Raw genomic sequence first — 20371 nt, forward strand, 5'->3', positions numbered from 1 at the left:
CGTGCTGGGCCCGATAGCGATCATGCCGTCGGCGCCGGTGCTGGTGCCCGAACTGGCCGGTACCGCCCCCGAGGCGGCCGAGCTGCGGGCCGCGGCGCTGGCCGCCGCCGGATCCCTGCCGCCGCGCTGGGTGGCGTTGGGCGCCGGAGGCGACGGCACCTACGGGCCAGACAGTGCCGGCAGTTTCGCGGGATTCGGTGCCGACGTGGCGGTGCGCCTGTCACCGCACGCCGACCGGCCGGCCGATCTGCCGCTGTGCGCACTGGTCGCCGGGTGGGTGCGCGGACGGCTCCGGCCGGACGCCTCGGTGGTGGTGCACGCCCACACCGAGCCCGCCGCCGCGCTGGCCGCCGGGCGGCGACTGCGCGCCGAGATCGAGCGGTCGCGCGAGCCGATCGGGGTGCTGGTGCTGGCCGACGGCGCCAACACGTTGACCGCGGCCGCACCGGGCGGGCATATCCCGGCCGACGTCGGCGTCCAGCGCGCCCTGGACGACGCATTGGCCGCCGGTGACGTCGCCGCACTGGCCGAACTGCCGCCGCAGGTCGTCGGGAGAGCAGCATTCGCGGCCCTGGCCGGGCTGGCCGCGACCCCGCCGCATGCCGCCACCCAGCTCTACTGCGACGCCCCCTACGGTGTCGGCTATTTCGTCGGGGTCTGGGAGCCGTGAGGCCGATCGCGGTCGTCGGGCCCACCGGAACCGGCAAGTCGCAGCTCGCGCTGAGCCTGGCCGAAGCCGTGCGGAGATCGGGGAAATCGGCCGAGATCGTCAATGCCGACGCGATGCAGCTCTACCGCGGCATGGACATCGGCACCGCCAAGCTCTCGCCGCAGGAGCGATGCGGCATCCCGCACCATCAACTCGACGTCCTCGACGTCACCGAGACCGCGACCGTCGCCCGTTACCAGCAGGCCGCGGCCGCCGACGTGGAGGCGATCGCCGACCGCGGCGCGGTACCGATCATCGTCGGCGGGTCGATGCTGTACCTGCAGGCACTGCTCGACGACTGGTCGTTTCCGGCCACGGACCCGGCGGTGCGGGCCCGCTACGAGCGGCGGCTGACCGATGTCGGGGTGGCGGCGTTGCACGCCCAGCTCGCCGTCGCCGACCCGGCCGCGGCGGCGGCGATCCTGCCCACCGACGGCAGGCGGATCGTGCGGGCGCTGGAGGTGGTGGAGCTGACCGGCCTGCCGTTCGCCGCGTCGGCGCCCACCATCGGCGAACCCCGCTGGGGCACCGTGATCATCGGCCTGGACTGCGACACCGCCCTGCTCGACGAACGGCTGGCCGCTCGAACCGGGACGATGTTCGACCGCGGGCTGGTGTCCGAGGTCCAGGCGCTGCTGGCGGCCGGGCTGCGCGACGGGGTCACCGCCGCCCGGGCGCTGGGCTACGCCCAGGTGATCGCGGCGCTCGACGCCGGCGGTGGCGACGACGATCTGGCGGCGGCGCGCGAGCAGACCTTCATCGGCACCCGCCGCTACGTGCGCCGGCAGCGATCGTGGTTTCGCCGCGACCACCGCATCACTTGGTTGGACGGTGCCGCCGACGGTCTGCTCGACGCGGCGCTGGCCGCCTGGCGCCACGTATCCTGAGCACATGCTTTTCGCCAAGGGCCACGGCACCCAGAACGACTTCGTCGTATTGCCGGACCTGGGCGTGGAACTGGACCTGACGCCTGCCGCGGTGGCCGCCCTGTGCGACCGGCGCCGCGGCCTGGGCGCCGACGGGCTGTTGCGGGTGACCACCGCCGGCGCCGCGGCGGGCGCCGGAGTGCTCGACCACCTGCCCGAGGGGGTGGCCGCCGATGACTGGTTCATGGATTACCGCAACGCCGATGGGTCGGTGGCCGAGATGTGCGGCAACGGGGTCCGGGTGTTCGCCCACTACCTGCGGGCCGCCGGTCTGGAATCGCGTCCCGAGTTCGTCGTCGGCTCACTGGCCGGGCCGCGCCCGGTGACCGTGCACCACGCCGACGACGTGCGGGCCGAGGTCACCGTCGACATGGGCAAACCGAACCCGCTCGGAAGCGGAGGGCCGGCCTTCGAAGCGATTGTCGGTGGCCGTCGATTCGCCGGGCTCGGTGTCGATGTCGGCAACCCGCACCTGGCGTGCGTGGATCCGGGACTCTCGGCCGCAGAGCTGGCCGCCCTGGACGTGGCCGCACCGGTCTTCTTCGACCGGACGCAATTTCCCGACGGGGTGAACGTGGAGATCCTGACCGCGCCGCACGACGGCGCCGTGGCGATGCGGGTGCATGAGCGCGGGGTGGGGGAGACCCGGTCCTGCGGCACCGGCACAGTGGCCGCCGCGGTGGCCGCGTTGGCCCACGCCGGCGTGTCGGCCGGCACGCTGCGCGTGGACATCCCGGGCGGGCAGGTCAGCGTCACCGTCACCGAGGCCACCAGCTACCTGCGCGGCCCGTCGGAACTGGTGGCGCGCGGCGACATCGCTCCGGGCTGGTGGGCGGCGCAGTGAGCTTTCCCGAGTCCGGGCCACCACCACCGAGCACCGGTGAGCTCGCCCTCGACGACCGCTCGGCGCTGCGCCGGGTCGCGGGGCTGTCCACCGAACTGGCCGACATCTCCGAGGTCGAGTACCGCCAACTGCGCCTGGAGCGGGTGGTGTTGGTCGGCGTGTGGACCGAGGGCAGCGCCGCCGAGGCCGACGCCAGCATGGTGGAGCTGGCGGCGCTGGCCGAAACCGCCGGTTCCGAGGTGCTCGAAGGGCTGATCCAGCGTCGTGATCGGCCCGACCCGTCGACCTACATCGGCTCGGGGAAAGCCGTCGAATTGCGCGAGGTGGTGCTGGCCACCGGCGCCGACACCGTCATCTGCGACGGCGAGCTGTCCCCGGCGCAGCTCACCGCGCTGGAAAAGGCGGTCAAGGTCAAGGTGATCGACCGCACCGCGCTGATCCTGGACATCTTCGCCCAGCACGCCACCAGCGCGGAGGGCAAGGCGCAGGTGGCGCTGGCGCAGATGCAGTACATGCTGCCGCGGTTGCGCGGCTGGGGCGAGTCGATGTCGCGGCAGGCCGGTGGCCGGGCCGGTGGCAGCGGCGGCGGGGTGGGGTTGCGCGGCCCCGGTGAGACCAAGATCGAAACCGACCGGCGTCGGATCCGGGAGCGAATGGCCAAGCTGCGCCGCGAGATCAAGGCGATGAAGCAGGTGCGCGACACCCAGCGCAGCCGCCGGTTGCACAGCGATGTCCCTTCGGTGGCGATCGTCGGCTACACCAACGCCGGCAAGTCCAGTCTGCTCAATGCGCTGACCGGCGCCGGTGTGCTGGTTCAAGACGCCCTGTTCGCCACGCTGGAACCCACTACGCGCCGTGGGGAGTTCGACCCCGGAACAAAAATGGCTCGGGCCTTCGTGCTGACCGATACCGTCGGATTCGTCCGGCATCTGCCCACCCAGTTGGTGGAGGCGTTCCGTTCCACGCTGGAGGAGGTCGCCGACGCCGATCTGCTGGTGCATGTGGTCGACGGCTCCGACCCCACACCACTGGCCCAGATCAGCGCGGTCCGCCAGGTGGTCTCCGAGGTGATCGCCGAGCAGGACGGCAAACCCGCACCGGAACTTCTGGTGGTCAACAAGATCGACGCCGCTGGAGATCTCGCGTTGGCCCAGCTGCGCCGTGCGCTGCCCGAGGCGGTGTTCGTCTCGGCGCGCACCGGCGACGGGATCGATGCGCTGCGCCACCGGATGGGGCAGCTGGTGGCGCCGGTGGACACCGCGGTGGATGTGGTCATCCCTTACGGCCGTGGCGATTTGGTGGCCCGCGTGCATGAACAAGGCAGAGTGCAGCAGACTGAGCACGGCGAGGGCGGCACCCGGATCCGCGCGCGGGTCCCGGCGGCATTGGCGGCCAGCCTCCGCGAGTTCGGCCCCGCCTAGTCCGTTGGGCGTGTGATCGATCACATGAGTTTCGGGCTGCGTGCACCGGTAGGCTAGGCTCTCAACCAACGCTGGTGTGAAAGAAGTGACGCCAGTACGTCGTGGAACGCTTACTCACCCGCCATCCGGCGTGAACGGTGCGATCCAGCACAAGCTCTTCTCGCGGCGATCGATTTTGCCCACCGGCAATCTCGCCACTTTGCGCCCAACCGCTCGACCCCGACGTCACAGCCGGTTGCGCAACCGATGCCTGAAAGGCACCGCACTCATGACCAAATCGTTTGTATCCTTTAGCTCCCTCGGCGTGCCCACCCCTGTGGTGGCGGCGCTGGCCGACAACCACATCACCACGCCGTTTCCGATTCAGATCCATACCCTGCCCGACACCCTGGCCGGCCGTGATGTGCTGGGCCGCGGAAAGACGGGCAGCGGCAAGACTCTGGCGTTCTCAATTCCCTTGGTGGCCAGGCTCGCCGACACCACGCGACGCCCGAACAGGCCGTCGGGGCTGGTGCTCGCACCCACCCGTGAGCTGGCCACCCAGATCACCGAGACGCTGAAACCGCTTGCGGCGGCCTACGGCTTGAAGGTCACCACCATCTTCGGTGGGGTGGCGCAGTCTCGGCAGGAGACCGCACTGCGCGGCGGCGCCGATATCGTGGTGGCCTGCCCCGGGCGCCTTGAAGACCTGATGAAGCAGCGCCTGATCAGCCTGGACGCGGTGCAGATCACCGTGCTCGACGAAGCCGACCACATGGCCGACCTCGGCTTCCTGCCGGGCGTCACAAGGATTCTGGCCGCCACGCCCGCCACCGGCCAGCGGCTGCTGTTCTCGGCGACCCTGGACAACGGGGTGGACAAGCTGGTGCGGCGCTTCCTGCACGACCCGGTGGCCCATTCGGTCGACGACGTCGCCGCGCCTCCGCCGGCCATGACCCATCACGTGTTCCATGTCGCGGGGGCGCAGGACAAGAAGGATCTGGTGCACCGGTTGGCGTCCGGCACCGGCCGCCGAATTCTGTTCATGCGCACCAAACATCAGGCCCGCAAGCTCGCCAAACAACTGACCGAAGCCGGGATCCCCTCGGTCGACCTGCACGGCAACCTGTCTCAGCCCGCGCGTGACCGTAACCTGGCCGCGTTCAGCGCCGGAGCGGCTCGGGTGCTGGTGGCCACCGACATCGCTGCGCGCGGCGTGCACGTCGACGAGGTGCAGCTGGTGGTCCACGTCGACCCGCCGGCCGAACACAAGGCCTACCTGCACCGCTCGGGCCGTACGGCGCGCGCCGGCAGCGCCGGCGACGTGGTCACCGTCGTGTTGCCCGAACAGCGCAAGGACACCCAGGTCTTGCTGCGCCGGGCCGGGATCACCGTCGCCCCCCAGCAGGTCAGCGTCGACTCCGTGCCGGTGCAGGCCTTGGTCGGTGACATCGCACCGTTGCAGATGCCGGCCCCCAAGGCGGACCCACCGGCGCGCCCCGCGTCGCCGAATGCGCAGGGCAGGGGACCGCGCAGCGGCGGCGGCCGGCGGCGTCGTGGTGCGGCGCCGGGAGCGTCCCAGCGTCCGGCGCGGCGGGGCGGACCACGCCGTACCGGGGCGGACGCGCGGTAGTTCGCATCGTCTCAGGCGGGACAAGCCGGACCGCCGAACCTCCCAACCATCCGGTTGGTCTATTGTCGTCGGAAAGATTCCGTCGATCCGGAGGTCAGGCGATGAGCGCCGCAATCAAATACCAGCGAACCCTGTTCGAGCCTGAGCACGAGTTGTTCCGGGAGTCCTACCGGGCGTTTCTGGAGCGCCACGTCGCGCCGCACCACGAGGAGTGGGAGAAGGCCAAGATTGTCGATCGTGGCGTCTGGCTCGAAGCCGGTAAGCAGGGCTTTTTGGGCATGGCTGTGCCCGAGGAGTACGGCGGCGGCGGCAACCCGGACTTCCGTTACAACACGATCCTCACCGAGGAGACCACGGCCGGCCGCTACAGCGGCATCGGCTTCAGCCTGCACAACGACGTCTGCGCGCCCTACCTGCTGGAACTGTGCAACGAGGAGCAGAAGCAGCGCTGGCTGCCCAAGTTCTGCACCGGGGAACTGATCACCGCGATCGCGATGACCGAGCCCGGAACAGGCAGCGACCTGCAGGGCATCAAGACGCGGGCGGTCAAACAGGGCGACCACTACGTCCTGAACGGGTCCAAGACGTTCATCACCAACGGCATCCACTCCGACCTGGTGATCGTGGTCGCCCAGACCGACCCCGAGAAGGGCGCGCAGGGGTTCAGCCTGCTGGTGGTGGAACGCGGCATGGAGGGCTTCGAACGCGGACGCCACCTGGACAAGGTCGGGCTGGACGCCCAGGACACCGCCGAGCTGTCCTTCACCGACGTGCACGTACCGGTGGAGAACCTGCTCGGCCAGGAGGGTATGGGCTTCATCTACCTCATGCAGAACCTGCCGCAGGAACGGATCTCGATCGCGATCATGGCCGCCGCGGCGATGGAATCCACGCTCGAGCAGACGCTCACCTACACCAAGGAGCGCAAGGCGTTCGGTAAGCCGATCGGCAGCTTCCAGAACAGCCGGTTCCTGCTTGCCGAGCTGGCCACCGAGGCCACCGTGGTGCGGATGATGGTCGACGAGTTCATCCGGCTGCACCTGGACAAGCAGCTGACGGCGGAGCAGGCCGCGATGGCCAAGTGGTACAGCACCGAGAAGCAGGTCCACCTGATCGACCGCTGCCTGCAGCTGCACGGCGGCTACGGCTACATGCGCGAATACCCCATCGCCCGGGCCTACCTGGATGCCCGGGTGCAGACGATCTACGGCGGCACCACCGAGATCATGAAGGAGATCATCGGACGCGGTCTGGGCGTTTGATCCTCGACATCGGAGTGCTGAGCTGCGCATTCAGCGACATCCGGCGCGCGGTGACGGCTCCTGGGTTGGGCATCGATTCGGCATCGGCTGGGTATCTGTTTCCGCAATTTCGATGACTTCGCTTCGCATTACGGGTCGATTGCGGGAAAGTTTATGCCGGAATCATTTGCGTCGATAGCGGTGCCTGGGAGGGCTGGTGGCTAGTCGGAAAGATTGGTTCGGCAAGACGGCGGTGCGCATGGCGCTCTGCCTCGCGGCGACGGTCACCGTGCTTTTGTCGGTACAGACCGCGGCGGCGACGCCGGACAGCGACGCCCATGACGCCATCACCGCGGCATGGCAGGCAGCCGGTGGCGATGGTTCACCGCTGGGCCCACCCAAGGGCGACGTGCATCCGGCCGGCCCCGGTTTCGCCCAGGACTTCACCGGTGGGACGATGTATTTCACCCCGGAAACCGGCGCCAGGGCGCTCTTCGGCGCCATCCTCGACAAGTACGAGTCGATGGGCGGGCCGGCGACCAGCGACCTCGGATTCCCCAACATCGACGAGGTGCCGGGGCTGGTCCCGGGTAGCCGGGTCGCGATCTTCTCCGGCCCCGACAACCCGGTGATCTTCTGGACACCTGAGCACGGCGCCCACGTGGTGCGCGGCCCGATCAACGCCGGCTGGGACAGATTGGGCAGCTCCACCGGCCCGCTCGGGGTGCCGGTCGAGGACGAGAACTACGACGGCGCGGTGGTGACCCAGAAGTTCAGCGCCGGCGCCTTGTCCTTCGACGGTGCGACCAGGACGTTCACCACGGTGCCGCCGGAGCTGGCGGCCCAGCTGGCCGATCTGCAGGTCCAGCTCGACCCGACGGCGGCCATCGACCAGGCCTGGCGCGGGGCCGGTGGCCCCTCGGGTTCCCTCGGGGCCAAACAGGGCGACGAGTACGTGGTCGGCAGCGACGGGGTGGGCCAGGATTTCGCCGGCGGCAAGGTCTACTTCTCGCCGGCCACCGGCGCCAATGCGATCGAAGGCGACGTGCTGGCCAAGTACGAGTCGCTCGGCGGTCCGGCCGGCAGCGATCTGGGTTTCCCGATCACCAGTACGGCCGATGGTTCCATTGCCGGGAGCAAGTTCAATTCCTTTGCCGCCGATGACGACCCGGTGATCTTCTCCAGCCCGGACAATGGCACCTTCGTGGTGCGCAGCGCGATGAAGGCCGCCTGGGACAAGCTCGACGGCGCGTCCGGAGAGTTGGGCGCCCCGGTGGGTGACCAGACTGTCGACGGGGACGTGGTCTCGCAGAAGTTCACCGGCGGAACGGTCTCCTGGAACCAGGCCACCAACACCTTCAGCACCGAACCGGCGAATCTGGCGCAGGCGTTGTCGGGCCTACAGATTCCTGGGATGAATCTGCCGAACGGCAGCTCGGTCACCTCGACCGGAGTCGAGAAGGAGACGCACTGGAACTGGTTGTGGGTGCTCATCCCGGTCGCGGTGCTCGCGGTGCTGGGAGCGCTGGCGGGCGCGGCGATGTGGTGGCAGCGGCGCCGGCCGGCCCCGGTGGCCGGGCACGCGCCGGTCCCCATGCCCGACACGGTTGGTGACGACTACGACGACGATGACGAGCAGTGGGCCCACCACGACCAGCTCGACCATGAGGGCACGGTCCGACTGCCGAGTCGTTACGGCGGCTCGGCGTTCGGCGCGGGGCCCGAGGCGGAGTCGCCGGGCCAGTCGCTTCCGGACGCGCCCTGGCTGCACTACGGCGAGCCCGACGACCGCCTGCAGGACGAACCCGAACCCGACGACGAGGACGACGCGGACACCGCGCCGACCCGGGTGGTGACCGAGGAGGATCTGGGTACCGGTCGACACGCGGTGGGCCACGGGGCTTCCGGCGCGGAATCACGCGCTTTCGGTGCCGGGACGCAGTCGCGCACGGTCGGCGCCGGCCAGCGCGGCTTCGGCGCCGAGGAGTCGATCCACCCGGTGATGCACCTGCCGCTGGACGACCCCTACCAGCAGCCGGACGGCTACCCGATCAAGGCGAACATCGGCTCAGGGCTGTACTACACGCCGCAGAACGCCCTCTACGACGACACGCTCGCCGAGATCTGGTTCGCCACCGAGGATGCGGCCCGGCTCAACGGATTCACCAAGGCCGGCTGATCACCACAGCGGCAGCGTGTTTCGTTCGCTGTCCGGGCGCGGCCCGAAGATCCGTCGCTGATCTTCGGTGATGGCGACGTCGTCGATGCTGGACTCGCGCCGGCTCATCCGGCCGTCGTCGGCGTACTCCCACAGCTCGTTGCCGTAGCTGCGCCACCACTGGCCTTCGGCGTCGCGGCTTTCGTACTGGTAGCGCACCGCGATCCGATTGCCCTGATAGCACCACAGCTCCTTGCGCAGTGCGTAGTCGCGTTCACGTGCCCATTTGCGTCGCAGGAACTCCACGATCTCGGTGCGCCCGGTGATGTACTCATCGCGGTTACGCCAGACCGAGTCGTCGGTGTAGGCCAGTGCCACCCGATCGGGATCCCGGGTGTTCCAGGCGTCCTCGGCGGCTTGAACCTTGCGTCGTGCGGAGTCTTCATCGAAGGGCGGGCATGGTGGAAATTCGGACATTCTGACCTCCCTCGTCACGGAGCCAACCGCGCCAGGGCCTCGGCGGCCGGGACGATGTCGTTGATGCGGTGGATGGTCTCGCCGGCGTAGAGCGCGGCCCGCTCCACGGTGGCCGGATCCATTCCGGCCAGGGGCAGCGCCGGGGTGTAGAGGGGTATCGCGGGCCGCTGCATGGCCAGTAGCGTGCCCTGGGCGCCCACCGGCAGCAGCCGACCCAGCGGCGCCGTGATCCGGTTCAGTGCGCGCACCGGCGGCGGACCGAGTTCGTTACGGGCACACCAGCGTTCGGTGAGTGCGTTCGGGATCACCCGGTGTGCCAGCGGCCAGCCCATCCCGAACAACATGGTGCGGACGGTCCGCTGCGCCTCCAGCACCTTGCGCTTGTAGGCGGGGTGCGCGCCCGACTCCTCGGTGAGCAGAAAGCGGGTCCCGGCAACCGCCCCCTCGGCTCCCGCGGCCAGCAGTGCCCGGACGTCGTGGGCGGCGGCGACCCCGCCGGCGGCCAGCACCGGTGCTCCGCCCGCGGCCTCGAGCACCTCCGGCAGCGTCACCTTCAGCGGCCGGTCGGCCACCAGGTGGCCGCCGGCCTCGACGCCCTGCGCCACCAGTCCGTCGGCGCCGGCAGCCAGCGCCCGGCGGGTCTGCTCGGCGTCACCGGCGGTGCACAGCACCGGGATTCGCGCGGCCCGCAGCGCCCCGATCCAGCGTGTGGGAGCGCCGTCATGGAAGACCACCAGGGCGGCACCGGCCGCGATGCAGGCGTCGATGTGGGCGCGGCGGACGAACGGCACCAGCAGATTGGCGGCTACCGGCCGGCCGCCGGCCAGCGTCACGGCGCGACGCAGGTCCGCGGCGAAGCGCTGTGGATCGCTCAGCCCGACGGTGCCCAGCCCGCCGGCCGCCGAGACCGCACCGGCCAATTCGGCCCCGGCCACGCCGCCGCCCATCCCGGCTTGAATGACCGGCGTGCTCAGTCCAAGCGATTCCAGCAGACTCATCGATGCCGCCCTCCGTGTCGACGTGCCCGAACGGTGACGCAGCAGCGCCGCTCGCACGGGGTCAGGGCGGCCCGTTGCGGGGATTCGCCGGTGCCCTCCAACATGCCCTGGATCAGGTTCAGGTTGAGCCCGCACACCGCCTCGGTGTATTGGCGGGCCAGCCGCTCAAACGGGCAGTTGCGCAGCTCGATGTCCCCGGCCGCGTTGACCGCCGGCTCGTAGCCGAATTCCTCGAGCGTGCTCACGAGGCCGTGCCGGACCGGGATCTCCCGGCCGGCCCGGCGGGCTGCCGCCGAGATCGCCGAGCGCACGGTGCCGGCGTCATCGGCGACCATGGCGCTGACCAGCAGGTCGGCCAGCAGACGATAGTTGCGTGGTGGCACGCTCACCGAAAGTTCGTCCCGGGTGCGCGCGTACCGTTTGGCGGGGCGCCCGGCGCCGGGCCCAGAGCGCCCGGCGGGCCGGGCGTAACTCACCGACAAGATCCCTGCCTCGGCCAGTTTGTCGAGGTGGTAGGCCGCCAGGGTACGGCTGATGCCCGCGGCGCTCGCGGCGTCCTCGCGGGCCACCGGATCGTCGCACGAGGCGATGTACTGGTAGAGCCGTTGCCGTACCGGATCGTCCAAAGAGCTCAACCCGGTCAACGGATTCCGGCCGTCGCGCGGCGGGGTGCTCATCGCCTCAATGTAACACCAAAACATATTGACAAATAGGGCCGGATGCCGCCAATCTGAACGCAACACCGAGAAGTCGATGGGGGAGATTGAGATGTCGGTAGCCGCCTACGCGGACCTGCGGGTGGTCGATCGGCCGGTCCCGAACCTGGACGCCGCCGAGCAGGCCGCCGCGGCATTTCTGCATGCGCTGGGCATCTCCACCGCCGACGAGGGACTTCAGAACACGCCGCGCCGGGTGGCGCGCGCCTATGCAGAGATGTTCACCCCGAAGCCGTTCGAGGCCACCACTTTTCCCAACGACGAGGGCTACGATGAGCTGGTGCTGGTCCGCGACATCCCGCTCCGGACGGTCTGCGAGCACCATCTGTTGCCGTTCACCGGAACCGCCTGTGTCGGTTACCTGCCCGGCGATCGCATCCTGGGCCTGTCGAAGCTGGCCCGGGTCGTCGACTACTTCGCCAGCCGGCCGCAGGTGCAGGAACGCCTCACCAAGCAGGTGGCGGATTGGCTCACCGATCACCTGCAGCCGCGTGCCGTCGGGGTGGTGATCCGCGCCGAGCACACCTGCATGACATTGCGCGGTGTTCACGCCACCGGGTCGACCACCGTGACCTCGACCCTGCTGGGCACGCTGCGAACCGATGCGCGCTCGCGGCAGGAGTTCTTCTCCCTCATCGGTATCGGCGGCACCGGGTAGCGCCCGAGCCGTCCGTCAGATCTTGCGGATGACGGTCACGACCTTGCCCAGCACGACCGCGTCGTTACCGGGAATGGGGTCGAAAACGGGGTTGTGCGGCATCAGCCAGACCTGGCCCCCGGCCCGTTTGAAGGTCTTGACGGTGGCCTCACCATCGATCATCGCGGCGACGATGTCGCCGTTGTCGGCGACGTTCTGCTGGCGCACCACCACCCAGTCGCCATCGCAGATCGCGGCGTCGACCATCGACTCACCTACGACCTTGAGCAGGAACAGCTCGCCTTCGCCCACCAGTTCGCGGGGGAGCGGGAAGATATCCTCGACCGCTTCCTCGGCCAGGATCGGCCCACCGGCCGCAATCCGACCCAGCACCGGGACGAAGGTGGGTTCGGGCAGCGCATCGGATCCGGCGAACTCGGTCCGCGGGGCCGCGTGCGAGGCCACGGTCGCATCCTCCGGGCCGCGGACGTCGACGGCGCGGGGCCGGTTGGGGTCACGACGCAGATAGCCCTTGCGCTCCAGTGTGCGCAACTGGTGGGCGACCGAGGAAGTCGAGGTCAGCCCCACGGCGTCGCCGATCTCCCGGATGCTCGGCGGATACCCGCGCTCGTTCACCGAGGCGCGGATGACGTCCAGGATGGTGCGCTGCCGTGCGGTCAGCGGGGAATCCGATGCCGGTGCCGGGGCGGTCTTGCTGCTGTCGCTCATAGAGGCGAATGTAGCCCCAATCCTGCCATTAATCAAACATGTGTTCGAGGTGTGTCGCGCGGGCGTTCGAAGTGTCACCGCCTTGTCGGTGGGGGTCGCTAATGTTTTCGACAACGAATCGATCACATGTTCGGACATCGAACATACAATCGATTAGTATTCGAACAGTCGAGCGAACAGGGTCGCCGACGCCGAGTGAGGGAGAACCGCACATGATGCTCATCGACACGATCGCGCCGACGTTCGACCAGGCCGGGGCCGACCGCTCCCGGACACGTCGCGGTCCCGGTACGTCGGGGCGCGCGTGCGCGGTGCACACCCGCCCGGCGCGGCTGGTGCGGACCCGTCCGGGCGGCGCGCCGCTTCGGCATCGGGGCAGCGCAGTGCTGATGTCGCGCACCGCGCACCGGCCGCAGCCCGTCAAGCCCATCACTCCGGCGACCACGGTCGTGCTGGCGCTGATCGCCGCGGGGATCACGGTCTGGCTCGGTCTGGTCGCCCAGTTCGGTGCGGCGAGGGCCGGCGGCGGCGCCCCCGCGGTGCCCGAGCAGCTCGGCGTGGTGCGGGTGCAGAGCGGCGAGAACCTGCAGCACCTGGCGGCCCGGGTCGCGCCCGACGCCCCGACCGCCCAGGTCGTCGACCGGATCCGCGAACTCAACAGCCTGGAATCGGTGGCCCTGGACGCCGGTCAGCCGCTGATCGCGCCGATCGGCTGACCGTCGATGTCCGGTCGGCCGCGGCCTGCGACTACTACGGCGCGCCGCCCGGCTCCGGCGCAGGTACGCTCTCAGTTGTCCCAGCGGTCCGGGTTGCCTCGGCGATTGCAGGTGTCCGGCTCGCCGCACGGCGAAGGAGCGGCCATGCATTGCCCGTTTTGTCGCCATCCAGACTCCCGGGTGGTGGACTCCCGCGAAACCGATGAAGGACAGGCCATTCGGCGCCGTCGCTCCTGCCCGGAATGCGGCCGCCGCTTCTCCACCGTGGAGACCGCGGTGCTGGCTGTGGTGAAACGCAGCGGCGTCACCGAGCCGTTCAGCCGGGAGAAGGTTATCAGCGGGGTGCGCCGGGCCTGTCAGGGCCGCGATGTCGACGATGATGCGCTCAACCTGCTGGCCCAGCAGGTGGAAGACGCGGTGCGGGCGGCGGGCTCACCGGAGATCCCCAGCCACGAGGTGGGTTTGGCGATTCTCGGGCCGCTGCGCGAACTCGACGAAGTGGCCTACCTGCGATTCGCCTCGGTGTATCGCTCATTCTCGTCGGCGGCCGACTTCGAGCGGGAGATCGAGGCGCTGCGCGAGCACCGCGAGGTGCCCAGCACCGGTTGAGGGTCGCGGCGCCGTGCTGCGCACTACGCTGGCCCCATGGCACCCGACCTGCATCCGAATCTTGTGGAGCTGGCACCGCTGTTGGGCACCTGGTCCGGCCGGGGCTCCGGGGTGTATCCCACGATCGCGTCGTTCGAATACCTCGAAGAGGTGGTGTTCTCCCACGTCGGCAAACCGTTTCTGGTGTACGGCCAGAAGACCAAGTCGGCCGCCGACGGGCTGCCGCTGCACGCCGAGTCCGGGTACCTGCGGGTGCCGCAACTCGGCCGGATCGAGTGGGTGCTGGCCCATCCGAGCGGTATCACCGAGATCGAGGTGGGCAGCTACCAGGTGACCGCCGGCGGTATCGAACTCGAGATGTCCGCGCCGACGATCGGCCTGGCACCTACGGCCAAAAAGGTGACAGCACTGCGCCGCCACTACCGCCTCGACGGCGACGAGTTGTCCTACACGCTGGACATGGGTGCGGTCGGGCAGGCGGCGCAGAACCATCTCACCGCCGCGCTGCGGCGAGCGGGGTAGTCCCGCCCGTCACACCGTGCCGTCGTCGTCCCGGTCCTTCTTCGCCTCCTGGGCCAGGAACCGTTCGAACTCAGCACCGAGTTCGTCGGCGCTGGGCAGATCCTCGTCGCGCGCCAGCAACGAGCGGTTCTCCTGGGCGGCGACGAAGGCGTCGTACTGGCGTTCCAGCGCCGCCACCACCTGGGCCACCTCGGCGCTCGCCTCGACCTGTTCGTCGATCTTGGCCCGGATGTCGGCCGCGGCCTGACCGAGTTCGGCCAGCGGCAACTGTAGGGAGCCGCTCTGGGCCGCCTGCCGCAGCAGCGCCTCGGCAGCCTCCGGATAGTCGGTCTGTGACACGTAGTGCGGCACATGCGCGGTGAACCCGACCACCTCGTGGCCGTGCTGCGCCATCCGGTACTCCAACAGATTGGAGGCGCTGCCGGGAACCTGGACCTCGGCGATCCACGGCGTGAAATCGGTGATCAACTCGCGGTTGTTGGAGTGCGCGGTCAGCGTCACCGGCCGGGTGTGCGGGACCGCCATCGGGATCGTGCCCAACCCGATGGTCCGCCGGACCCCGAGCCGCTCGGCCAACAGTCGAACCGCGGTGATGAACCGCTCCCACTTGAGATCCGGCTCCATACCCGCCAACAACAGGAACGGCGTCCCGGCGGTGTCGCGCAGCGCGTAGAGGCTGAGCTCTGGCTCGGCGTAGTGGGTGAAGTGGTCGGTCTTGAACGTCATCACCGGCCGGCGGGACCGGTAGTCGAGCAGGTCGTCGATGGCGAACGACGCCACCAGCTCACTGTCGAGGGTGGTCTTGAGGTGGCCGGCGGCCAGTCGGATCGCATGGCCGGCGTCGGAGAAACCCTCCAGCGCGTGAATCAGCACCGGGCCCGCGCCGTCCGACGACGTCAGCTGCGGCGCCGGGACCTCCAGCTCGTACATGCCGCTCTGTTCGGCCTGGTAGTGCCGGTTCCGGTCGGGACCGGTGTCCGGGTGGTCGGCCATTGCCTCGCCTCCTCCTTGTGCACATCGCACTGCACTGCCTAGTTTCCACCACGTTGGGCCGCACCGGAAAAACGATGCGCGCATATGTGCGAGAACGCGCAGGTGCGACGGCGGCATTCCCCCGTGGAGTTCCCGTTCGCTCAGCGATGAAATCCCCGGTGTGGCGATACGTGCTGCGCAAAACGCCTCGTGGAGCTCGCATGTTATCCGGCACGTCCGGGCAGTCGGCTCACAGTTGCCGATTCATCCACAAAGCGGCCGGGTACCCGGCGCCGGCGCGCCCCGATGACGGTGGGCATCGTCAACGTTGCTGCCATGACGACGAAGCAACCGGAATTCACCCTGAATCGCCCCGGAGCGCTGATTGCGGCGCTGCCGGCCATCCTCGGCTTCGTGCCGGAGAAATCCTTGATCCTGGTCTCGGTCGACGGCGGCGAGCTGGGATCGGTGCTGCGGGTCGACCTCTCCGAAGAGCTCGCCGGCACCGTCGGCCATCTCGCCGACGTCGCCGCCGCCGCCGCTCCGGCGGCGGCGATCGCGGTGATCGTCGACGCCGACGGGGCGTGCTGTCCGGTCTGCAACGATCAGCATCGCCGGCTGGTCGACACCCTGGCCGCGGAGTTGTCGCGTAACGACATCGTCCTGCTCGGCACGCACCTGGTGGACCGGGTGGCGCTCGGGGGCCGGTGGCACTGCGTCGACGGGTGCGGCGCGGGTGGGCCGGTCGAGGACCCGGAGGCGTCTCCGCTGGCCGCTGCCGCGGTGCTGGAGGGCAGGCGACTCTACCCTCGCCGCGCGGACCTGCAGGCGGTGATCGCCCCCGGTGACGCGGAGCGCACCGCCGCGGTGGCGGCCGTGATCGGTGACTATGCGGCAGATCGGGCGGCCGCCGTGGATACCGAGGGCACGGCGAGGGCCCGCCGCGACGTCGAAGCGGTGTTGGAGGCCGTGGTCGCGCTGGCCGCCGGACAGCGGCCGGCCGATGCGGAGCTGGCACGGCTGGGGTGCTCGCTGACCGACGTACTGGTCCGGGACACCCTGTGCGCGTTGGCAATCGGCGAACACGCCGGCGATGCGGAGATGTTGTGGGCGGTTATGGCCCGTGCCCTGCCCGCGCCGTGGCGGGCCGACGCGCTGGTCCTGCTGGCGTTCAGCGCCTACGCGCGCGGGGACGGGCCGCTGGCCGGGGTGTCGTTGGAGGCCGCGTTGCGTTGTGTGCCGGGGCACCGGATGGCGGGCCTGCTCGACACGGCGCTGCAGTCGGGTTTGCGGCCGGACCGGATCCGCGGGCTGGCCGACACCGGATTTCGGCTGGCGTCCCAGCTCGGCGTGCAGTTGCCGCAACGGCAGGGTTTCGGTCAGCGGGCCGGCTGAACCGGTCAGACCTTCTGAACCTTGACGGCGTGTGCCATCTCGTAGGGCAGGCTGACGTCGGTGTGGCCGGGCATCACGATGGTCACGCCGTCGTCGGCGTCGGCCTCGACCGTCACCCGCGCGTTCGGCACCACCCCGGCCTCCTTCAGCCGGCTGATCAGGTCGATGTCGCCTTGCACGTGTTCGGTGAGCTGGCGCACCACCACGGCCACCGGTGAGCCGGCCGGCAGTTCGGTCAGCCGCACCAGGTCGGCGTCCCAGGATCCGGAGTCCGTGCCGAAGCCGAGATCCAGCAGACCGGGGATCGGGTTGCCGAACGGTGAGGTGGTGGGGTTGTCGAGCACCTGGACCAGGCGGCGCTCGACGTCCTCGCTCATCACGTGCTCCCACCGGCAGGCCTCGGCGTGCACGTCTTCGAGGGGAAGCCCGATGATGTCGACGAGCAGCCGCTCGGCGAGCCGGTGCTTGCGCATCACCGAGACGGCCAGTGAGCGACCCTTCTCGGTGAGTTCGAGGTGACGGTCACCGGCCACCCGCAGCAGGCCGTCGCGCTCCATCCGGGACACCGTCTGGCTGACGGTCGGCCCGCTTTGTTCCAGCCGCTCGGCTATCCGGGCACGCAGGGGGGTGACACCCTCTTCCTCAAGGTCGTAGATCGTCCTGAGGTACATCTCGGTGGTATCAACCAACTCATTCATTCGGCACCTTCCGTCGCAGCTGAGTCTACTTGGCAGGCCGGTGCGCGGTTAGTGAGCGACGCCGAGTCGACCCAGGCGACAGATGAGTCCGCCGGGCCACCGCATCGGAGCGGCAGCCCGGCGGAGCCGGGTCAGCTGGCGTAGGAGCGCAGCCGGTCGGCGCGCTCGCCGTGCCGCAGCTTGGCCATCACCTCGCGCTCGATCTGGCGAACCCGCTCGCGGGACAGGCCGAACAGCTTGCCGATCTGGTCCAGCGTGCGTGGCTGCCCGTCGTCGAGGCCGAACCGCAGCCGGATGACCTGGTGCTCCCGTTCGTCCAGGGTTGCCAGGACGCTGCGGATGTCGGTGTGCAACAGCTCGGAGATCACCGCGTTCTCCGCCGACATCGCCTCGGAGTCCTCGATGAAGTCGCCGAGCGGAGCCTCCTCATCGGAGCCGACCGGCATGTCCAGGCTGACCGGGTCGCGACTGTGCTCCAGCAGGTCGTTGATCTTCTCCGCCGGGATACCGGATTCGGCGGCGAGCTCCTCATCGGTGGCCTCGCGGCCGAGCTGCTGGTGCATCTCACGCTTGATCCGTGCCAGCTTGTTGACCTGTTCGACCAAGTGCACCGGCAGCCGGATGGTGCGGCTCTGATCGGCCATTCCGCGGGTGATGGCCTGCCGAATCCACCAGGTCGCGTAGGTGGAGAACTTGAATCCCTTTGCGTAGTCGAATTTCTCCATGGCGCGGATCAGTCCTAGGTTGCCTTCCTGGATCAAGTCCAGCAACGGCATACCGCGGCCGGTGTAGCGCTTGGCCAGTGAGACCACCAGGCGCAGGTTGGCTTCCAGCAGATGCCGGCGGGCGGCTTCGCCGTCGCGGACCACCGCGGCCAGCTCCCGCTTGCGCTTCTCGCCGAAACGCTTGCGGGTCTCGAGCAGGTGCTTCGCGTAAAGGCCGGCCTCGATGCGTTTGGCGAGCTCCACCTCGTCGGCGGCGTTGAGTAGTGCGGTCTTGCCGATACCGTTGAGGTACACGCGCACCAGATCTGCGGCTGGACTCTGCGCGTCCAGATCGCGATCGATCCGACTGATGGTGGCATCTGCCTTTGCCATTACGGCCTCCCGTTGATCGGCTTCAGCTATCACAGGTGTCAACGTTCGACACGGGTGCAGAGTTCCCGTCCGATCGGTTTTCCACACCACTTGACGTGCGGGAATACGCCGATGACTTTGAGAATGTGCTAAGAACCGATACCGTTCGGCGGTTCGCCGGTGGCGTCGCCGCCCGACCGGCCCTGCTCGGAGCCCGGATCACAGGTAGCCGCTCCGGGTTCGGGGTCCGCAGGCCGCGGATGGTCCAGCGAACGGCGCGGGGCGGTGGGGAACAGCGGCGTGTGGGTCGGTGCGCCGTCGTAGCGGCGCGGCTCATCGGCGCTGCGCGGCGGCCGGTCATTGGCGATCAGCACCGCCATCCAGGGCAGTGGTATCGAGCCGACCAGGATCAGCAGGGAGATCAGGCCGTTGTGCCAGATTCCGTAGGCGATCGCGGCCAGGACCAGTGCCGGCACCCGGAACGCCATCAGCGTCAGGTACTTGCGTACCCGTTCGCGGTGCTGCTGTTCAAAGGACGGGGCGGCGGCGGTGATGAGCACCGGCCGACCATCGTCGTCGAAACCCAGCTCGGGGCCGTGCTTCATCACTCCACTGTCCCACACGCAACGGTGTCGCGGCAGAAGGGGTTTTAAGATCCGTCGAGTTCTGGGCACAATGGACAGATGGCCATACAGACCGACACCCTCGAGCGCACCGATGCCGAGGAACGCGTCGATGACGGGACCGGCGACGACACCCCGAAGTTCTTCCACTACGTCAAGAAGGACAAGATCGCCGAGAGCGCGGTCATGGGCACTCACGTCGTGGCCCTGTGCGGTGAGGTGTTCCCGGTGACCAAGTCGGCGAAGCCGGGCTCGCCGGTCTGCCCGGACTGCAAGCGGATCTACGCGACCCTCAAGAAGAGCTGACCGGGTCGCTCAAGAAGGTCCGTCGGGGCCGGCTCGTCCCGTCCGGGACACCACCCAGTTGCGCAGCTGGCGTAGGTGGGTGGGCTGTGCCGGCCACTCCTCCTGAACGGCGGCGTTGAGCTCGGCGCCCAGCATGATGGCGAAGCCGAGCAGAAACGCGAACAGCAGGAAGGCGATCGGGGTCGCCAGCGCACCGTAGGTATAGCCGGTGCTGGTGATGTAGCGCAGGTAGACCCGCAGGCCCAGCGTGGCCACGACGAACACGGTGGTGGCCAGCACCGCACCGATCACCAGCCGGTGTGAGGGCAGGGGCTTGGGCAGCGACACCCGGTAGAGCACCGTCACGGCCAGCAGCAGCCCCAACACCAACATCGGGTAATAACCGAACCGCAGCAGGTCCGTCCACCGGTCGGGAAGGTGTTCGGCCACGGCGTGCGGGCCCAGCGCGGCGAACGGTGCCGCGGCGACGGCGATCACCAGCATCGCCACATACAGCCCCAGCGCGAAGAACCGTTGGCGCACGGGGTGGCGCAGCGGGGTCTGATCGTGCGCCTCGACCACCGAGTCGACGAACGCCGAGATCGCCGAGGAGCCGGCCCACAGCGAAATCACGAAACCCAGTGAGACCACCTCGCCGCGCGCATTGGAGATGATGTCTCGCACGGTGGGTTCGATGATCTCGACCACGACGTTCTTCGAGAAGAAGCTGCTCGCCATACTGATCAGCCGGTTCTGGATGGTCGCCAGCGTGTCCGGGCCGAACAGCGGTGCCACGTAAGACAGGCTGCCCAGCATCCCGAGCAGCAGCGGTGGCAGTGACAGCACCGACCAGAACCCGGCCTGTGCCGACTCGGCGAAGATCGAATCGTCCCAGCTCTTGGCCAAGGTCCGGCGGGCGATGCGCAGCAGGTGATGTCGGGAGGCTCGGGGGATCTGGTCAGTCATGACCAGCCCAGCATTCCTGACGCGTGGTGCTACTGCACAAT

22 protein-coding genes are annotated in these 20371 nt (G+C 69.1%); 13 read left to right on the forward strand and 9 right to left on the reverse strand.

Annotated elements, in window-relative coordinates; genetic code table 11:
• Position 1: 1 nt before the first annotated feature.
• The 7 genes from G6N23_RS08085 (at position 2) to G6N23_RS08115 (ending at position 8932) form a co-directional block, all read left to right on the forward strand.
• Entirely contained in the window at positions 2-670 is a 669-nt protein-coding gene (locus tag G6N23_RS08085) for a class III extradiol ring-cleavage dioxygenase family protein (protein WP_085260449.1), read from the forward strand.
• Positions 667-1596 (forward strand): tRNA (adenosine(37)-N6)-dimethylallyltransferase MiaA, encoded by a 930-nt coding sequence (gene miaA, locus G6N23_RS08090; protein WP_085260450.1) that lies wholly within the window; start codon positions 667-669, stop codon positions 1594-1596. Before G6N23_RS08085 ends, miaA begins: the two co-directional genes overlap by 4 nt.
• Before the next feature lie 4 nt (positions 1597-1600).
• Positions 1601-2479, forward strand: coding sequence for a diaminopimelate epimerase (dapF, locus tag G6N23_RS08095; RefSeq protein WP_085260451.1), 879 nt, complete (start codon positions 1601-1603; stop codon positions 2477-2479).
• Positions 2476-3900 carry a GTPase HflX gene (hflX, locus tag G6N23_RS08100; RefSeq protein ID WP_085260562.1) on the forward strand — a complete coding sequence of 475 codons (1425 nt, stop codon included), beginning with the start codon at positions 2476-2478 and terminating at the stop codon, positions 3898-3900. Before dapF ends, hflX begins: the two co-directional genes overlap by 4 nt.
• 268 nt (positions 3901-4168) lie before the next feature.
• On the forward strand, positions 4169-5512 hold the full coding sequence (locus G6N23_RS08105) for a DEAD/DEAH box helicase (protein WP_085260452.1): 1344 nt from the start codon (positions 4169-4171) through the stop codon (positions 5510-5512).
• Between the two features lie 101 nt (positions 5513-5613).
• Positions 5614-6774 carry an acyl-CoA dehydrogenase family protein gene (locus G6N23_RS08110; protein ID WP_085260453.1) on the forward strand — a complete coding sequence of 387 codons (1161 nt, stop codon included), beginning with the start codon at positions 5614-5616 and terminating at the stop codon, positions 6772-6774.
• A gap of 238 nt (positions 6775-7012) precedes the next feature.
• Entirely contained in the window at positions 7013-8932 is a 1920-nt protein-coding gene (locus G6N23_RS08115) for an LGFP repeat-containing protein (RefSeq protein WP_085260454.1), read from the forward strand.
• Here G6N23_RS08115 and G6N23_RS08120 read toward each other — a convergent pair whose 3' ends face one another.
• The 3 genes from G6N23_RS08120 to G6N23_RS08130 are packed head-to-tail and all read right to left on the reverse strand — an operon-like array spanning position 8933 to position 11063.
• Positions 8933-9388 carry a nuclear transport factor 2 family protein gene (locus G6N23_RS08120; RefSeq protein ID WP_085260455.1) on the reverse strand — a complete coding sequence of 152 codons (456 nt, stop codon included), beginning with the start codon at positions 9386-9388 and terminating at the stop codon, positions 8933-8935.
• Between the two features lie 14 nt (positions 9389-9402).
• Positions 9403-10386 carry an NAD(P)H-dependent flavin oxidoreductase gene (locus tag G6N23_RS08125; protein ID WP_085260456.1) on the reverse strand — a complete coding sequence of 328 codons (984 nt, stop codon included), beginning with the start codon at positions 10384-10386 and terminating at the stop codon, positions 9403-9405.
• Entirely contained in the window at positions 10383-11063 is a 681-nt protein-coding gene (locus G6N23_RS08130; protein WP_085260457.1) for a helix-turn-helix transcriptional regulator, read from the reverse strand. Before G6N23_RS08130 ends, G6N23_RS08125 begins: the two co-directional genes overlap by 4 nt.
• Before the next feature lie 91 nt (positions 11064-11154).
• Between G6N23_RS08130 and folE the strand changes: the two genes are divergently transcribed.
• Positions 11155-11760, forward strand: coding sequence for a GTP cyclohydrolase I FolE (gene folE, locus G6N23_RS08135; RefSeq protein ID WP_085260458.1), 606 nt, complete (start codon positions 11155-11157; stop codon positions 11758-11760).
• 15 nt (positions 11761-11775) lie between these two features.
• On the opposite strand, the gene lexA is transcribed toward folE, so the two are convergent.
• The gene (gene lexA / locus G6N23_RS08140; protein WP_085260459.1) at positions 11776-12468 is read right to left on the reverse strand and encodes a transcriptional repressor LexA; all 693 of its coding nucleotides are present in this window, start codon (positions 12466-12468) and stop codon (positions 11776-11778) included.
• Positions 12469-12680: 212 nt separating this feature from the next.
• On the opposite strand from lexA, the gene G6N23_RS08145 reads away from it, so the two are divergent.
• The 3 genes from G6N23_RS08145 (at position 12681) to G6N23_RS08155 (ending at position 14315) form a co-directional block, all read left to right on the forward strand.
• Entirely contained in the window at positions 12681-13184 is a 504-nt protein-coding gene (locus G6N23_RS08145; RefSeq protein WP_085260460.1) for a LysM peptidoglycan-binding domain-containing protein, read from the forward strand.
• A 144-nt stretch (positions 13185-13328) separates the two neighbouring features.
• Positions 13329-13793, forward strand: coding sequence for a transcriptional regulator NrdR (gene nrdR / locus G6N23_RS08150; RefSeq protein ID WP_085260563.1), 465 nt, complete (start codon positions 13329-13331; stop codon positions 13791-13793).
• Positions 13794-13829: 36 nt separating this feature from the next.
• The gene (locus G6N23_RS08155; RefSeq protein WP_085260461.1) at positions 13830-14315 is read left to right on the forward strand and encodes a peroxynitrite isomerase; all 486 of its coding nucleotides are present in this window, start codon (positions 13830-13832) and stop codon (positions 14313-14315) included.
• A 9-nt stretch (positions 14316-14324) separates the two neighbouring features.
• Here G6N23_RS08155 and G6N23_RS08160 read toward each other — a convergent pair whose 3' ends face one another.
• Entirely contained in the window at positions 14325-15308 is a 984-nt protein-coding gene (locus G6N23_RS08160; RefSeq protein WP_085260462.1) for a proteasome assembly chaperone family protein, read from the reverse strand.
• A gap of 315 nt (positions 15309-15623) precedes the next feature.
• Between G6N23_RS08160 and G6N23_RS08165 the strand changes: the two genes are divergently transcribed.
• Entirely contained in the window at positions 15624-16682 is a 1059-nt protein-coding gene (locus G6N23_RS08165; RefSeq protein ID WP_085260463.1) for a DUF4192 domain-containing protein, read from the forward strand.
• A gap of 5 nt (positions 16683-16687) precedes the next feature.
• Here G6N23_RS08165 and G6N23_RS08170 read toward each other — a convergent pair whose 3' ends face one another.
• The 3 genes from G6N23_RS08170 to G6N23_RS08180 form a co-directional block, all read right to left on the reverse strand.
• On the reverse strand, positions 16688-17380 hold the full coding sequence (locus G6N23_RS08170; protein ID WP_085260464.1) for an iron-dependent transcriptional repressor DtxR: 693 nt from the start codon (positions 17378-17380) through the stop codon (positions 16688-16690).
• A 131-nt stretch (positions 17381-17511) separates the two neighbouring features.
• Positions 17512-18477: a sigma-70 family RNA polymerase sigma factor gene (locus tag G6N23_RS08175; RefSeq protein ID WP_085260465.1), complete on the reverse strand. Its 966-nt coding sequence runs from the start codon at positions 18475-18477 to the stop codon at positions 17512-17514.
• A gap of 128 nt (positions 18478-18605) precedes the next feature.
• Complete coding sequence (locus G6N23_RS08180) at positions 18606-19079, reverse strand: DUF3099 domain-containing protein (protein WP_095173915.1); 474 nt, start codon at positions 19077-19079, stop codon at positions 18606-18608.
• A 66-nt stretch (positions 19080-19145) separates the two neighbouring features.
• Between G6N23_RS08180 and G6N23_RS08185 the strand changes: the two genes are divergently transcribed.
• The gene (locus G6N23_RS08185) at positions 19146-19385 is read left to right on the forward strand and encodes a DUF3039 domain-containing protein (RefSeq protein ID WP_085260564.1); all 240 of its coding nucleotides are present in this window, start codon (positions 19146-19148) and stop codon (positions 19383-19385) included.
• Positions 19386-19394: 9 nt separating this feature from the next.
• On the opposite strand, the gene G6N23_RS08190 is transcribed toward G6N23_RS08185, so the two are convergent.
• Positions 19395-20330, reverse strand: a complete 936-nt coding sequence (locus tag G6N23_RS08190; protein WP_085260467.1) for a YihY/virulence factor BrkB family protein — start codon at positions 20328-20330, stop codon at positions 19395-19397.
• Positions 20331-20371: the final 41 nt, after the last annotated feature.

The sequence above is a fragment of the Mycolicibacter terrae genome (assembly GCF_010727125.1).
GTDB classification, from domain to species: domain Bacteria; phylum Actinomycetota; class Actinomycetes; order Mycobacteriales; family Mycobacteriaceae; genus Mycobacterium; species Mycobacterium terrae.

Excerpts from the sequence above, each read along its gene's own strand:
- dapF (WP_085260451.1), top strand. The coding sequence starts at position 1,601 with ATGCTTTTCGCCAAGGGCCACGGCACCCAGAACGACTTCGTCGTATTG.
- G6N23_RS08105 (WP_085260452.1), top strand. The coding sequence starts at position 4,169 with ATGACCAAATCGTTTGTATCCTTTAGCTCCCTCGGCGTGCCCACCCCT.
- G6N23_RS08110 (WP_085260453.1), top strand. The coding sequence starts at position 5,614 with ATGAGCGCCGCAATCAAATACCAGCGAACCCTGTTCGAGCCTGAGCAC.
- G6N23_RS08115 (WP_085260454.1), top strand. The coding sequence starts at position 7,013 with ATGGCGCTCTGCCTCGCGGCGACGGTCACCGTGCTTTTGTCGGTACAG.
- G6N23_RS08120 (WP_085260455.1), bottom strand. The coding sequence starts at position 9,388 with ATGTCCGAATTTCCACCATGCCCGCCCTTCGATGAAGACTCCGCACGA.
- G6N23_RS08125 (WP_085260456.1), bottom strand. The coding sequence starts at position 10,386 with ATGAGTCTGCTGGAATCGCTTGGACTGAGCACGCCGGTCATTCAAGCC.
- G6N23_RS08130 (WP_085260457.1), bottom strand. The coding sequence starts at position 11,063 with ATGAGCACCCCGCCGCGCGACGGCCGGAATCCGTTGACCGGGTTGAGC.
- folE (WP_085260458.1), top strand. The coding sequence starts at position 11,155 with ATGTCGGTAGCCGCCTACGCGGACCTGCGGGTGGTCGATCGGCCGGTC.
- lexA (WP_085260459.1), bottom strand. The coding sequence starts at position 12,468 with ATGAGCGACAGCAGCAAGACCGCCCCGGCACCGGCATCGGATTCCCCG.
- G6N23_RS08145 (WP_085260460.1), top strand. The coding sequence starts at position 12,681 with ATGATGCTCATCGACACGATCGCGCCGACGTTCGACCAGGCCGGGGCC.
- nrdR (WP_085260563.1), top strand. The coding sequence starts at position 13,329 with ATGCATTGCCCGTTTTGTCGCCATCCAGACTCCCGGGTGGTGGACTCC.
- G6N23_RS08155 (WP_085260461.1), top strand. The coding sequence starts at position 13,830 with ATGGCACCCGACCTGCATCCGAATCTTGTGGAGCTGGCACCGCTGTTG.
- G6N23_RS08160 (WP_085260462.1), bottom strand. The coding sequence starts at position 15,308 with ATGGCCGACCACCCGGACACCGGTCCCGACCGGAACCGGCACTACCAG.
- G6N23_RS08165 (WP_085260463.1), top strand. The coding sequence starts at position 15,624 with ATGACGACGAAGCAACCGGAATTCACCCTGAATCGCCCCGGAGCGCTG.
- G6N23_RS08170 (WP_085260464.1), bottom strand. The coding sequence starts at position 17,380 with ATGAATGAGTTGGTTGATACCACCGAGATGTACCTCAGGACGATCTAC.
- G6N23_RS08175 (WP_085260465.1), bottom strand. The coding sequence starts at position 18,477 with ATGGCAAAGGCAGATGCCACCATCAGTCGGATCGATCGCGATCTGGAC.
- G6N23_RS08190 (WP_085260467.1), bottom strand. The coding sequence starts at position 20,330 with ATGACTGACCAGATCCCCCGAGCCTCCCGACATCACCTGCTGCGCATC.